Here is a 12,600-nt window from a genome sequence, read left to right on the forward strand (position 1 = left end):
AGCGTAGCGGGATCAGCCGGGCTGGGCGATGGCGCCGTCCGGCCGGTAGGAGATGGCGTACTGGAAGAAGTGGACGCGCCGGCTGTCATGGAAGGTGACGGAGGCGCCGCCGCCGGCATGGCCGGTGAAGCGCTCGCCGGAGGCGTGGTCCTGGCCCTCGAAGGCGATATCGCCGTTGAGGCGGAGATCGACGGCGGCGGCGCCGTCCAGCGCGATGCCCGTCGTGCTCTCCCGCACGGTCAGGCCGGTGGTTGCGTCGCGGAAGCCGTCGGGCAGGGGCTCGATCACGAAGCTCTCGCCCGTGTCCAGCGAGTGCACCAGCACGGGGCAGCGGCCGGCGCGGCGGCGATGCGCCTCCACGGCGATGATGCGGCGGATGTCCGGGTTCAGGCCGGCCTCCTTCCCGATGCCGGGGCTGAGCATGCCGTCCATCAGGGCTTTCCGGCGCCGAGGATCGCGACCGCGTCGATTTCCAGCAGCAGGTCGGGCGCGACGAGGGCGTTGATGCCGATGAAGGTGGAGCAGGGCATGGGGTCGGAAAAGAATTCCTTCCGCGCGCGGCCGATGGCGGCGCGGTCCTCCATGTTCAGGGCGTAGATGGTCAGCTTCACGATGTCGGCGGCGGTGCCGCCGGCGGCCTCCACCAGCGCGACGATCTTGCGGAAGGTCTGGCGGGCCTGGTCCTCCGCGCTGCCGTCGCCCAGCAACCCGCCGGCGGGATTGCCGGCGTGCTGGCCGGAGATGTGCACGGTGTCCCCGACGACGAGGCAGTTGGAGAAGATGCCCCCCGGCGGTTCCGGCACCGCGGGGGTGGTGATCTTACGAACGGGCATCAGAACTTGCCGGCCGCGCGGAGATCCGTGAGCTGCTTGCGCGTGACCTGGGCGAGGTGGCGGCGCAGGCGGATCAGGCCGGCATCGTGCTGGTAGAGCATCTCGAACTTCTCCAGCCCCGGGCGCTGGCCGGCCAGCATCTCCCGGTCCTGCTCCAGCACGTGCCAGTGCCGGGGCTCCATGCGCGTGCGGTAGAGGAACTTCCACACGTCGCGCTTCCAGCCCTGCACCTTGCGGACGCGCCAGAAGAAGCAGGCCGTCCAGTTCTCGTCGATCGGGCAGCCGAAGGAGATGATGCCGAAATTGCCGCCCGGGCCGCCGGAGGGCGGATAGGGGATCTCCAGCCGGACATAGAGCGCGTTGTCGTCCACCAGCTCCGACCAGTCGAAGTTGACATCGCGCTGGCCTTCCTTCTCGAAGAAGAAGCCGTGCTTCGTGTCGCGGGTGACGAAGTGGGCCTCGGTGTCGCCCTGGTACATCGTGTGGGAGTTGGCGTGCAGGAAGGTCCCGTGCATCGGGTCCATGTTGTTGTCGTAGAGGTAGCGCCAGAACATCTCCCAGTCGGCGTAGCAGAGGATGGCCTCGTACTCGCCGCCCGCCAGCTGCGGCGGCGGGGTGAAGGCTTCCGGCTCCTCGTGCAGGGCGTCGCCGAACCAGACGAAGACGGCGCCGGCGATCTCCTGCGCGTGGTAGGTCTTCACGGCCTTCTTGCCCTCCAGCGGGCAGCCGGGCTGGCCGGGGACGGAGAGGACGGTGCCGTCCGGCCCGATCTCCACGCCGTGGTAGTTGCAGCGGATGCGATCGCCCTCGTTCAGCCCGCGGGAGAGGGGGACGGCGCGGTGCGGGCAACGATCGGCCTGGACGTGGATGGCGCCGGCATGGTCGCGCCAGAGGACGAGCTTCTCGCCCAGCCGCGTGAGGCCGACGGGCTTGCCGCCCGACTGGATCATGCGGGAGGGGAGGACCGGCCACCAGCGGTTGCGGACGCCGAGCATCAGCGCCTCGCGGATCTCCGCCTCGGTGACGGGGGCGTTGTTGCCGGGCGTGGCGGCGCGGGCAGCGGCGGGGCGGTTGAGGGTGGTCGCGCTCATGGGATCAGGCCCCCAACTCGTGGATGGTCGACTGGAAGTTCTCCGCCGTCCAGGCGCCGCCAGTGGGTGGGCGGACGCGGGAGCGGTTGAGGGCCGCCACCAGTTCCTCCAGCTCCCAGTTGCCTTTGGAGAAGGCATTCTCGATGGCGTCGGCCAGGTCGGATTCCCAGTCCGTGACGGGCTTTGCCAGGGTCTGGCGCGCCTCGAGATAGGGGAACTCGTAGGTGTTGATCACGATGCCTTCTCCTCTCGCTTGGCCTTCCACTCGCGGGTCAGGCGCTCACGCACGGGCACGAAGTCGTAGGTCGGGAAGAACTCGGTGGAGAAGACGCCCCAGGCGGAGCGCTCGATCTCAATGTTCACCTTGTTCAGCAGGTGGGGCGGCAGGCGCAGGGTGACAATCTGGCCGAGGCCCATGGCGACGGTCCAGGAGACGATCTCGCAGCCCTCCGGCGGGAAGCGTTCCCACCAGGCGCGCTCGGCCAGCGTGCCCTGGATGCTGTCGATGTTCTGGGACTGATCATGCTTGAGAAAGATGGTCAGCATGATCTTCGGTTCGTCGGTCATAGGTCCAGCACCAGACGGGGGGATTTGGCGCGGGAGACGCAGCACATCATCGTCGAATTCGCCGCGCGCTCGGCGGAGGAGAGGATGCTGTCGCGGTGGTCCACCTCGCCCTCCAGCACCGGCACCTCGCAGGTGCCGCAGATGCCCTGCTCGCAGGAGCAGGGGACCTCGATGCCGGCGTCCTGCAGCACCTGCAGCACGCTGCGGTCCTGCGGGACGGTGAGGGTGACGCCTGTTTGGGCGCACTCCACCTCGAAGGTGTCGGAGACCTCGCCTTCCGGATGCGCCCGGGCGGTGAACCACTCGAAGCGGACGCTGCCCTCCGGCCAATGAGCGGTGGCCTCCTCCACCTCCAGCATCAGCCGCTCCGGCCCGCAGCAGTAGAGCAGGGTGTCGGCCGGGGCCTCGCGCAAGCGCGCCGCCACGTCCAGGCGGGTGCCTTCCTCGCTGGCATGGACGGAGACTTCCCCGCCGAGGGCGCGCGCCTCGCGGATGAAGGGAGCGTCGGCGCTGCGGGGGGCGCAGAGGAGGAGGGTCCAGGGCGTGCCGGCCTGCGTGGCGGCGCGCATCATCGGCAGGAGCGGAGTGATGCCGATGCCGCCGGCGACGAAGAGGTAGTTCGGCGCGGGATCGAAGGCGAAGTTGTTGCGCGGCAGGCCGAGGGTGACGACCACGCCCGGGCGCAGGTCCCCACGATGCACGAAGCGGGAGGCGCGGCCGCCCTTCACGTCGCGCACGGCGATCCGGTAGGTGGTGCGGTCCGCCGGATCGCCGCAGAGGGAGTATTGCCGGATGGTGCCGTCCGGCAGGTGCACGTCCACGTGCGAGCCGGGCTCGAAGGGTGGGAGTTCGCTGCCATCCTCCGCCTCGAAATCCAGGGCTAGGATGCCGAGCGCCACATAGGTCATGCGGCGCAGCAGGGCGGGGAAGGTCTGGGCCGCGCCGGACTGCTGCGCCGTGCTGGAAATGGCGTTCATGCGGCAATCCCGGCCCATGGGTGGGGCTGACCGGAGGTGTCGAGGTAGAAGGATTTCTGGCGCTGCCAGGCGCGTAGGCCCTGCCGCCCCTTCTCCCGCCCCAGCCCGCTGTCCTTGATGCCGCCGAAGGGGGTGGAAATGGAGAACTGCTTGTAGGTGTTCACCCAGACCGTGCCCGTGCCGACGCCGCGGCCGATGCGCCAGGCGCGGTTGAAGTCGCGCGTCCAGATGCCGCAGGCCAGGCCGTAGCTGCTGTCGTTGGAGAGGGCGATGGCCTCCGCCTCGTCCTCGAAGGGCTGGACGTGGAGGACGGGGCCGAAGATCTCCTCCTGGCAGGTCTGCGCGGTGTTGGGCAGGCCGGCGATGATGGTGGGCAGGTAGTAGATGCCGGCCTCGTAGGCCGCGCCCTCCGGGCGGTGGCCGCCGCAGAGGATCGTGCCGCCTTCGGCGACGGCCTGGGCCACGGCGCGCTCCACGCTGTCGCGGTGCGGGTCGCGGATCATGGGGGCGACCTGGGTGGCGGGATCGGCGGGGTGGCCGACGCGCAGGGCCTTCGTGGCGGCGACCAGGCGCTCCACGAAGCTCTCGTAGATCGGGCGCTGCACCAAGAGGCGGGAGCCGGCGATGCAGGACTGGCCGGTGGAGGAGAAGATGCCGAAGAGGATGCCGGCGATGGTGAGGTCCAGGTCGGCGTCGGCGAAGACGATGGTGGGTGACTTGCCGCCGAGCTCCAGCGAAACGGGCATCAGCTTCTCGGCGGCCTTGCGGGCGATGCCGCGGCCGACTTCCGTGCCGCCGGTGAAGCTGACCTTGCCGATGGCGGGGTGGGTGACGAGGGTGTCACCCACCTCCTCGCCGCGCCCGGGCAGGACGGAGAGGAGGCCGGGGGGGAGGCCCGCTTCCTCGCAGATGCGGGCCATCACCAGGGAGACGAGCGGGCTCCAAGAGGCCGGCTTCATCAGCACGGCATTCCCCGCGGCCAGGGCGGGGGCGAGCTTCTGGGCATCGGACGCGATGGGGGAGTTCCAGGGCGTGATGCCCGCCACCACGCCGATGGGCTCTTGCACGGACATGGTGATGTAGTTGCCGCGGGAGGGGGTGAGGGCCTCCTCCTCCGTCTCCAGCACGGCGGCGAAGTAGCGGAAGGTGCCGGCGGCGCTGGCGGCCAGGGCGCGGGTCTCGGCCAGGGTCTTGCCGGTGTCGCGGCTCTGAACCTGGGCGATGCGCTCGCCGTGCCTGGTCAGGCCGTCCGCGATGCGGTGGAGGTAGGTGGCGCGCTGGTGCGGCAGGAGGTTGCGCCAGGATGGGTCCTCGGCGGCCGTCTGTGCGCGGGCGATGGCCTCCTCCACGTCGTCGCGGGAGGCGCCGCGGAGGGTGAGGTTCACGCTGCGGTCAGCGGGGTAGATCGAGGTGATCTCCGCCCCGCGCCCCTCGCGCCACTCGCCGGCCACGTAGATGCTGCCGTCAGGCAGGCCGATCTCCTGCATCACCGCCATCAGCGCACGCTCCCGGCGGCGCCGGCGGGCGGGCCGGCAAAGCTCTCGGCGAAGGGGCCGATGGAGGTCATGTCGACCTCCAGCACGCAGGGGCCGTCCTTCGCCAGGGCGCGGTCCAGCGCCGCCTCGAAGCCCTCGATCTCCGAGACCTTCTCGTGCGGCAGGCGGATGGACTGGCACAGCAGGCCGAAATCCGGGGTCAGCAGGTCGGCGTAGTGGCGGCGGCCGCCGTACTGGGCGTCCTGGATGTTGCGGATCACGCCGTAGCCGCCGTCGTTCATCAGGATGAAGACGATGTCGGCGCCCATATCGGCGGCGGTAGCGAGCTCGCCGATCATCAGCATGGCGCCACCGTCGCCGATTAGGGCGACGGTCTTCGCCTCGCCGGCCATGGAGGCGCCGATGGCCATGGCGATGCCCTGGCCGATGCCGCCGCCCAGCGCGTGCACGCCGAGATGCGGCGCGGCGAGGTGAACGTAGCGGTTGCCGAAGGTGGAATTGGAAAGGGTGACGTCCCGCACGAAGGGGTGGCGCCCGGCGGGCACGCGGGCCAGCAGTGCGTCCGCCACCACCTGGTAGGGGCCGAGGGCGGAGCGGAGCGCGCCTTCCGACTGGGCGCGGGCGATGGCGACGTCGTGCAGGAAGGTGGCGTCTGTGGCCAGGGTCTCCGGCAGGCGGGCGAGCAGGCCTTCCAGCACCAGCCGGGCGTCGCCGGCGATGAACATGTCCACGGGGTAGTTGCGCCCGGCCTGGGAGGGCTCGGCATCCACCTGCACCAGGGGCCGGGGCAGGGGCATGGCGTTGTTGCGCGTCTCGTTCCCACGGAGGCGGGAGCCGAGGACGATCATCAGGTCGGAGCGGTCGTAGAGCGCCTGGGCGGCGGGCGTCATGTTGAAGGCGCCGAGGGACCGGGGATGGTCCTCCGGCACGGTGGCGCGGCCCTGGGTGCTGGTGACGGCCGCGAAGCCGCGGTTTACCAGGGCGGTGGCGGCCTCGGACGCGCCGCGGGCGCCGCCGCCGAGCCAGAGCATCGGGCGTTCCGCACGCAGGATCATCTCCGCCAAGGCGTCGAGCTGGGTGGGGTCGGGCTGCTGGGGCGCGATGTGCAGGCGCGCGGGCAGGGCGCGGCCCGGCACCTTCACGCGCTGCAGGTCCACGGGGAATTCGATGCTGACGGGACCGGTCGGGGCGGTGAGCGCGGCGCGGGCGGCGGCCAGCAGCGTGTCCACGGCGTTCGCCGGTTCCCACACGCGGAAATAGGCCTTGCTGATGGCGCGCAGCATGTCCGGCTGGCGGGGCACGTCGTGGATGGCGGCGCGATCGCGGTCCATGAAGGCGCGGTCGATGGTGGTGGTGATGTGCAGCAGGGGCGTGCCGGCGGTCAGTGCCTCCACCTGGCTTCCCGCGGTGTTGCCGGCGCCCGTGCCGGTGGAGGTGATGACGACACCGAGCCCGCGCGAGACGCGGGCATGGGCATCGGCCATGTTCATCGCCCCAGCCTCACCGCGCGCGGGGACGAAGCGGATGCGGCCCTGGCGCGCGATGGCGTCCAGGATGGGCATGTTGTGGATGGAGATGACGCCGAAGGCGTGGGTGACGCCGATATCGGCGAGGGCCTTGGCGATCAGGTCGCCCACCGCCTCTTCGGTCGTCATGCGGGCGGCGGCGAGGGGGGAGTGGTCCATGGATCGCTCTCGTCAGATGTGCCGCGACACGCCGCCGGACACTTCCAGGCTGGCGCCGGTGACGTAGCTCGCCGCCGGCGAGCCGAGGAAAAGGATGGCGCGCGCGGGCTCCTCCGGGCGTCCGAGGCGGGCCAGGGGTATGCCCTTCTTCGCGGCAAGCGCCCCGAACCAGGCCTCGCGCGTCTGGGCGCGGTCCTCGCGCGCCTCGTAGCGGCGCTGCCACTGGCCGGAATCCACCAGGCCCAGCAGGATGGAGTTCACGCGGATCTTCGGCGCGAACTCGGTCGCCAGGGACTTCAGCAGGCTCTGCACGCCGGCGCGGGCGGCGGAGGTGCAGACCATGTGCGCCTCGGGCTGCAGCGCGAGGAGGGAGTTCACGCCGACGATGGCGGGCGCCTCCGCGCGCTCCAGCATCGGGCGGAAGGCGTGCAGGGTGTGGATCTGGGAAAAGAACTTCAGCTCCAGCTCCTCCCGCCACGCGGCTTCCGTCGTGTCGGTGAAGTTGGAGACGCGGCCCTGGCCGGCATTGTTCACCAGCAGGTCCAGCGCGCCGCCGCCCCATTCGGCAACGGCGGTGGCGAAGGAATGGACCTGGTCGCGGTTCAGCACGTCGCACTGCACCGCCAGCACGTCGCCGTTGAGTTGCGCGCAGGCGGCCTCCAGCCGGCCGGCGTCGCGGCCGCAGATGGCGACGCGCGCGCCCTCCTCCAGTAGCAGCCGCGCGGTGGCGAGGCCGATGCCGGAGGTGCCGCCGGTGACGACGGCGACGCGGTTGGAGTAGCCAAGGTCCACCGGATCAGCCCGCCGTCTGCCAGCCGGCGTCCGGGCGGCCGGCCATGACGGTCCGCATGGCCGGCGTCGGCGGGCCGGCCGTCATCCAAGTGTCCATCTTCTCCGGCACGTCGCGCGGCCAGACTTCCGGCTGGTGCGTGGCCTCCTCCACCTTGTGCACCTCGGAGGTGAACTCGATGACGAAGCCGGAAGGGGAGACGAAGTAGGCGAAGGGATTGTTGCCCGGGCCGTGGCGGCCGGGGCCCCAGGCCGGGGACTGGCCGGCCACGCGCATGCGCCCGATGCCCCGCATGAAGCTGTCGATCGAGGGCATCTCGAAGGCGACGTGGTTCACGGAAGGGTACTGGGCGCGGTTCAGCGCGATGGAGTGGTGGTCGCTGAACTCGGCATCCGTGGAGGCGCGGAGGAAGATCATCATGTCCGCGGAGTAGTCGGTGACGCGGAAGCCCAGGTGCTCCCGGTACCAGCCGTTGAGGTCCTCCATGCCCGGCGTGTTCAGCACGACATGGGAGACCTTGCGCGGCATGGCGCGGCTGTCATCCGTGTCCTCGTGACGGGACACCTCGGCGGAAAAGCGCAGGCGGCGGCCTTCCGGGTCCAGCGCGGTGAAGCCGTAGCCGCCGCCGGGGGTGGAGAGCTCGGCGGGGGCGCCGCTGACGGAGATGCCTTCGGCCGTGAGCTGGGCGTGCAGCGCGTCCACGCGGGCGCGGCTGTTCATGCCGAAATGGATGTAGTCGATGCCGAAGCTGGTATCCTCGCGCAGGGCGTAGATCCAGTGCTCCGCGCCCGTCCCGCGGAAGTAGACCGTGCCGTCATTGCCCTGGGCCACCGTGCGCAGGCCCCAGCTCTTCTCGTAGAAGTCGCGGGTCGCCATCACGCCGGGGGCGCGCATGGCGATGCCGCGCATGAAGTCCACCGTGGCCTTCTCGGTCATGCCACCACCTTCAGTTTCGTCGTGTTGTGGGATGTAGCCGGCCCAGCCCAGCCGAGGCGGCGGGAGATCTCGTCCGCCGTCTCGCGCACGAGGCCGCCGATGCGCTCGCGCCGTGCCGCGCCCTCGAAGGCCGCGGTGTGGCCGCTGACGTTCAGCGCGGCGACGGGGGCGCCGGAAGAGTCGAAGATGGCCGCGGCGACGGAGCTGATGCCCGACTCGAAGAAGCCGTCGCTCCAGGCCAGGCCTTCGGCGCGGTCCGCATCCAGGCGGGCGCGGAGCTGCTCCATCGTTACCGGGGTCTGCTCGGTGCTGGCGGGCAGGGGGGTGCCGGCGAAAATCTCCTCCACCCGCGCGGGCGGCAGGTGGGCGAGGATGATGCGGCCCATGTTCGCGGCATGGGCGGGCAGGCGGCTGCCGATGCGGATGTTGCTGACGTAGCGCCCGTTCTCCGGCGTGCGGCGGACGACGTAGACGATCTCCGTCCCGTCCATCACGCCGAGATGGGCGGAAAGATCGACCTGATCGGCGAGGCGGCCGATGGCGGGCGCGGCGGTCTGCACCAGGTCCTGGGAGAAGAAGGCCTGGGCGGCGATGCCGATCAGGCCGAGGCCGATGCGCCAGCCGCCGTTGGGGGCAGGCTCGATGAAGCGCTCGGATTCCAGCGTCGTCAGCAGGCGCAGCAGGGTGGTGCGGTTGATGCCGAGGGCGCGCGCGGTGGCGGCCATGTTGGTGACGCGGTCGCCCTCTCCGATGTGGCGCAGCAGGCGGGATGCGCGCTGCACGGGTGGGGAGAGGTAGGCGGAGTCCTCGTTGTCCTCAGACAAGGATCGTCTCCCCGAGAAGGGCGGCGATCTCCGCCGGGAATTCCTGCGGCATGGCGTGGCCGGCGGCCGAGAATTCCGCGAGGCGGATGGGGTTCGGTAGGGCGGCGTGGAGGCGGCGGGCGTTGTCCGGCGGCGTCACCAGGTCCTCCAGCCCCGTGGCGACGAGGACGGGCATGGTCAGGCGCGCGGCATCGGCCAGCAGGTCGCCGGCGCCGAGGGCGTGGACGGCCTGGGCGTAGCCCGCGGGGTTCACGGCGGCCATGGCACGGCGGACGCCTTCCAGCACGGCCGGGCGGCGGGGGGCGTCGTAGACCAGCCGGGCGGCGCGGCGGGCGGCGAAGTCCTGCGGGCCGAGGGCGTTCAGGTCGTCGATGCGGGCCTGCACGCCAGGCGGCAGCGGGCCGGCGGTGACGCCGTAGCCGAGGGCGGGGGACATCAGCGCCAGCCGCTCCACCCGCGCCGGGTTGCGGGTGGCGAAGCGCGCGGAGAAGAGGCAGCCGAGGGAGTGGCCGGCGAGGAGGATGCGGTCCAGGCCGAGCGTGTCCAGCAGGCGCTCCAGCACGGCCGCGTAGTCGTCGGGCCTGGGCGCCGCGGGCGCGACGGGGGCGGAGGTGCCGTAGCCCGGCGCGTACCAAGCCCAGAGGGCGCGGTCCGCGGGCAGGGCACCCATGAGGGGTAGCCAGCTCTCGGCATTGCTGCCGATGCCGTGCAGCAGGACCAGCGGCAGGGCCGTGTCCGGGCCCGGGCGGTGCAGCAGGGCGAGGCCGGCGGCCTCGGTGCGGGTGATTTCGGCGCTCATGTGAAAACGAAGCCCGCGTCGACGGGCAGCACCTGGCCGGTGAGGGCGAGGGCGCCGGGGGTGAGGAGGAAGGTCACCGTGTCAGTGATGTCCTCCGGCATCTGCGGGCCGGGCACGGCGCGGCCGGTCTCGTAGAGGCGGTGGCGCTCGGCGGGGACGTATTCCGTCGCCTCGTTCCGCATGATGCCCGGGGCGATGGCGGTGATGCCGATGCCGCGCGGGCCGAGCTCGCGGGACAGCGACCGCGTCATGGAGATCACGGCGCCCTTGCTGGCGGTGTAGGCGAGCAGGCGCGGGGCGCCCCAGAGGGCGGTGTCGGAGGCGAGGTTCACGATGCGGCCATCGGTGCCCTTCATCAGCGGCGCGACCGCGCGCGTGACGAGCCAGGTGCCGCGCACGTTCACGCGCATCACCCGGTCCCAGGTGTCGATCTCGATGGCATCGAATTCCGGGCCGCCGATGCCGGTGGCGATGGCGGCGTTGTTGACGAGACCGTGGACGGTCCCCTCATGCGCGGCGATGTCGTCCGCGAAGGCCTCGATGGCCGCCGGGTCGGCAAGGTCCAGCGGGACGGCGCGGACCGCGTGGCCCTGCGCCGCCATGTCCTTCGCCGTCTCGGCCAGCAGCTCGGCCAGGATGTCGGCCAGGACCAGCCGGGCGCCGGCGGCGGCGCAGGCCTGGGCGATGCTGCGCCCTACCCCGCGCGCCGCGCCGGTGACGACCACCGTGCGCCCGGCCAGGATCTGCGGCGCGCCGTTCACCCCGCCACCTTCGGCAGGTAGTGCAGGATGCGCGCCTCGGCCGCGGCGACCATCCAGTAGAGGGCGATGCCGATGACGGTCAGCAGCACGATGGCGTCGAAGACCATGGCCGTGTTCGCCTGGCCCTCGCCATAGGTGATGAGGTAGCCGAGGCCGATGCTGCCGCCGACGAGTTCGCCCACCGTCACGCCGATCACCGCGAGCGTGGCGCCGATGCGGAGGCCCGCGAGGAGGTTCGGCATGGAGGCGGGGAAGAGGACCTTCCAGAAGATCTGCGCGCGCGTCATGGAATAGGCGCGGGCGAGGTTCACCAGATCCCGGTCCGTCGTCTTCATGCTCTGCAGTACGTTCACCAGGATGGGGAAGAACACCACGAGCACGGTGACGATGAGCTTCGGCCAGGCATTGTAGCCGAACCACATGATGAAGAGCGGCGCGAAGGCGACCTTCGGCGCGATCTGCAGGGCCAGGATGTAGGGGGAGAGCACCTTCTCCCACAGCGGGGAGAGGCCGAGGGCGTAGCCGCAGCCGGCGCCGAGGATGCCGCCGGCGACGAAGCCGATGGCGGCCATGCTGGCGGTGGAGAGGAGGTGCGTCAGCAGATCCTCCTGCCGCCACATCCGGCCCATCTCTGCCGCCATGTCCGTCATGGTCGGGATGATGAAGCGCGGCACGCCGAGCGCGGGGGGAAGGTATTGCCAGGCGACGAGCACCAGCACGGCGACGAGCAGCGTGGCCGCCGGCAGGGCCAGCGACGAGGCCCAGGCGAGGCGCACCGTTTCCGTGCCGGGCGGGGCGACCACCGGGACGGGGCCCGGATGGGCCGCGGCCTTAGACGAAGTCATTGCTGTACAGGTCCTTGATGGGGGCGGCGTCCTGGATCACGCCGTTCTCCATGTAGAACTTCTGGATCTTCTCCAGCCGCGCCGGGTCGAACTTGCCGAGGTCGATGCCCTGCTGCGGCGGGTAGACGTCGGTGACGTAGCGGCGGAGGATGCGCTCGATCTCGGCTTCCTTGCCGGCCTGCTGCGGCACGGCCTTACAGAAATCCCGTGCGGCCGCCGCCGGGTCCTCCATGCAGGCCTTCACGCCGCGCATGATGCCGCGCACCACGCCGCGCACGGCGGCCGGGCGGCTGTCCGCGAAGCGGTCGGAGGTGAGGACGGCCTGGCCCATGGCGGGGAAGGCGCGCGCCAGCTCGTGGTAATCCAGCTGCGTGCCCGCGCTCTCGATGTTGTCGGCCCAGTCGGGGGTGGCGGTGATGCCGTCCAGGCTGCCGGCCACCATCAGCTGCACCATGCCGGCGGCGCCGACGGCCTGGATCTGCACGTCGCTCTTGGACAACCCGCTGCCGGCCAGGGCGCCGAGAAGGGCGTAGTAACCGGTGTCCTGGAAGGCGATGACGCCGATCTTCTTGCCGCGCAGGTCGGCAAAGGAGCGGATGTTGCGGTCTTTGCGGGTGGCGATCTTGTAGAGGGAGCCGCCACCGAGGAGCGCGACCGCGCGCACGGGCAGGCCGTTGGCGCGCACGATCATGGAGGTGTCGCCGCTGCCGCCACCGATCTCGGCATTGCCCAGCGCGACCTGCTTCGCCACGTCGGCGCCGCCACGCCCGAGTTGGAAGGCCACTTCCACGCCTTCCTGCGTGAAGTAGCCGCGGGACTGGGCGAGGTGGTGCGGCACGAAGGCCGGCAGGAAGGAGGGGGCGGGGAAGAGGTAGGTGACCTTCTCCGCCGCGTGGGCGGGGCGGATCGCCGCGCCCAGTCCGACCGCGAGGGCCGCGCCGCCGAGCGCGCGCCGGGTGAGTGTCGCCATGCCGTTCATCCTATCGTCTGCTGTCC

At 71.2% G+C, this 12,600-nt stretch carries 15 protein-coding genes; all 15 read right to left on the minus strand.

Going from position 1 to position 12,600, the window contains the following annotated elements; genetic code table 11:
- Nucleotides 1-12: 12 nt before the first annotated feature.
- The 15 genes from J5Y10_RS17480 to J5Y10_RS17550 are packed head-to-tail and all read right to left on the minus strand — an operon-like array spanning nucleotide 13 to nucleotide 12,574.
- Nucleotides 13-432, minus strand: a complete 420-nt coding sequence (locus J5Y10_RS17480) for a hypothetical protein (protein ID WP_209375329.1) — start codon at nucleotides 430-432, stop codon at nucleotides 13-15.
- Nucleotides 432-833 (minus strand): RidA family protein, encoded by a 402-nt coding sequence (locus J5Y10_RS17485; protein ID WP_209375330.1) that lies wholly within the window; start codon nucleotides 831-833, stop codon nucleotides 432-434. The genes J5Y10_RS17480 and J5Y10_RS17485 overlap by 1 nt, the downstream gene beginning before the upstream one ends.
- Complete coding sequence (locus J5Y10_RS17490; protein ID WP_209375331.1) at nucleotides 833-1,924, minus strand: aromatic ring-hydroxylating oxygenase subunit alpha; 1,092 nt, start codon at nucleotides 1,922-1,924, stop codon at nucleotides 833-835. The genes J5Y10_RS17485 and J5Y10_RS17490 overlap by 1 nt, the downstream gene beginning before the upstream one ends.
- 4 nt (nucleotides 1,925-1,928) lie before the next feature.
- Nucleotides 1,929-2,159, minus strand: a complete 231-nt coding sequence (locus tag J5Y10_RS17495) for a recombinase-like helix-turn-helix domain-containing protein (protein WP_209375332.1) — start codon at nucleotides 2,157-2,159, stop codon at nucleotides 1,929-1,931.
- Nucleotides 2,156-2,491 carry a hypothetical protein gene (locus J5Y10_RS17500; protein ID WP_209375333.1) on the minus strand — a complete coding sequence of 112 codons (336 nt, stop codon included), beginning with the start codon at nucleotides 2,489-2,491 and terminating at the stop codon, nucleotides 2,156-2,158. The genes J5Y10_RS17495 and J5Y10_RS17500 overlap by 4 nt, the downstream gene beginning before the upstream one ends.
- The gene (locus tag J5Y10_RS17505) at nucleotides 2,488-3,468 is read right to left on the minus strand and encodes a PDR/VanB family oxidoreductase (RefSeq protein WP_245214827.1); all 981 of its coding nucleotides are present in this window, start codon (nucleotides 3,466-3,468) and stop codon (nucleotides 2,488-2,490) included. Before J5Y10_RS17505 ends, J5Y10_RS17500 begins: the two co-directional genes overlap by 4 nt.
- The gene (locus J5Y10_RS17510; RefSeq protein ID WP_245214828.1) at nucleotides 3,465-4,964 is read right to left on the minus strand and encodes an aldehyde dehydrogenase; all 1,500 of its coding nucleotides are present in this window, start codon (nucleotides 4,962-4,964) and stop codon (nucleotides 3,465-3,467) included. Before J5Y10_RS17510 ends, J5Y10_RS17505 begins: the two co-directional genes overlap by 4 nt.
- The gene (locus J5Y10_RS17515) at nucleotides 4,964-6,649 is read right to left on the minus strand and encodes a thiamine pyrophosphate-binding protein (RefSeq protein WP_209375334.1); all 1,686 of its coding nucleotides are present in this window, start codon (nucleotides 6,647-6,649) and stop codon (nucleotides 4,964-4,966) included. The genes J5Y10_RS17510 and J5Y10_RS17515 overlap by 1 nt, the downstream gene beginning before the upstream one ends.
- Before the next feature lie 12 nt (nucleotides 6,650-6,661).
- Nucleotides 6,662-7,441: an SDR family oxidoreductase gene (locus J5Y10_RS17520; RefSeq protein ID WP_209375335.1), complete on the minus strand. Its 780-nt coding sequence runs from the start codon at nucleotides 7,439-7,441 to the stop codon at nucleotides 6,662-6,664.
- Between the two features lie 4 nt (nucleotides 7,442-7,445).
- Nucleotides 7,446-8,375, minus strand: coding sequence for a VOC family protein (locus tag J5Y10_RS17525; protein ID WP_209375336.1), 930 nt, complete (start codon nucleotides 8,373-8,375; stop codon nucleotides 7,446-7,448).
- On the minus strand, nucleotides 8,372-9,199 hold the full coding sequence (locus tag J5Y10_RS17530; RefSeq protein ID WP_209375337.1) for an IclR family transcriptional regulator: 828 nt from the start codon (nucleotides 9,197-9,199) through the stop codon (nucleotides 8,372-8,374). Before J5Y10_RS17530 ends, J5Y10_RS17525 begins: the two co-directional genes overlap by 4 nt.
- The gene (locus tag J5Y10_RS17535; RefSeq protein ID WP_209375338.1) at nucleotides 9,192-9,998 is read right to left on the minus strand and encodes an alpha/beta fold hydrolase; all 807 of its coding nucleotides are present in this window, start codon (nucleotides 9,996-9,998) and stop codon (nucleotides 9,192-9,194) included. The genes J5Y10_RS17530 and J5Y10_RS17535 overlap by 8 nt, the downstream gene beginning before the upstream one ends.
- Nucleotides 9,995-10,759, minus strand: coding sequence for an SDR family oxidoreductase (locus tag J5Y10_RS17540; RefSeq protein WP_342452951.1), 765 nt, complete (start codon nucleotides 10,757-10,759; stop codon nucleotides 9,995-9,997). Before J5Y10_RS17540 ends, J5Y10_RS17535 begins: the two co-directional genes overlap by 4 nt.
- Nucleotides 10,756-11,604 (minus strand): ABC transporter permease, encoded by an 849-nt coding sequence (locus J5Y10_RS17545; protein WP_209375339.1) that lies wholly within the window; start codon nucleotides 11,602-11,604, stop codon nucleotides 10,756-10,758. Before J5Y10_RS17545 ends, J5Y10_RS17540 begins: the two co-directional genes overlap by 4 nt.
- Nucleotides 11,591-12,574, minus strand: a complete 984-nt coding sequence (locus tag J5Y10_RS17550; protein WP_209375340.1) for an ABC transporter substrate-binding protein — start codon at nucleotides 12,572-12,574, stop codon at nucleotides 11,591-11,593. The genes J5Y10_RS17545 and J5Y10_RS17550 overlap by 14 nt, the downstream gene beginning before the upstream one ends.
- Nucleotides 12,575-12,600 lie beyond the last annotated feature (26 nt).

Origin of the sequence: Roseomonas indoligenes, assembly GCF_017813365.1 — a bacterium.
Lineage (GTDB): Bacteria > Pseudomonadota > Alphaproteobacteria > Acetobacterales > Acetobacteraceae > Roseomonas > Roseomonas indoligenes.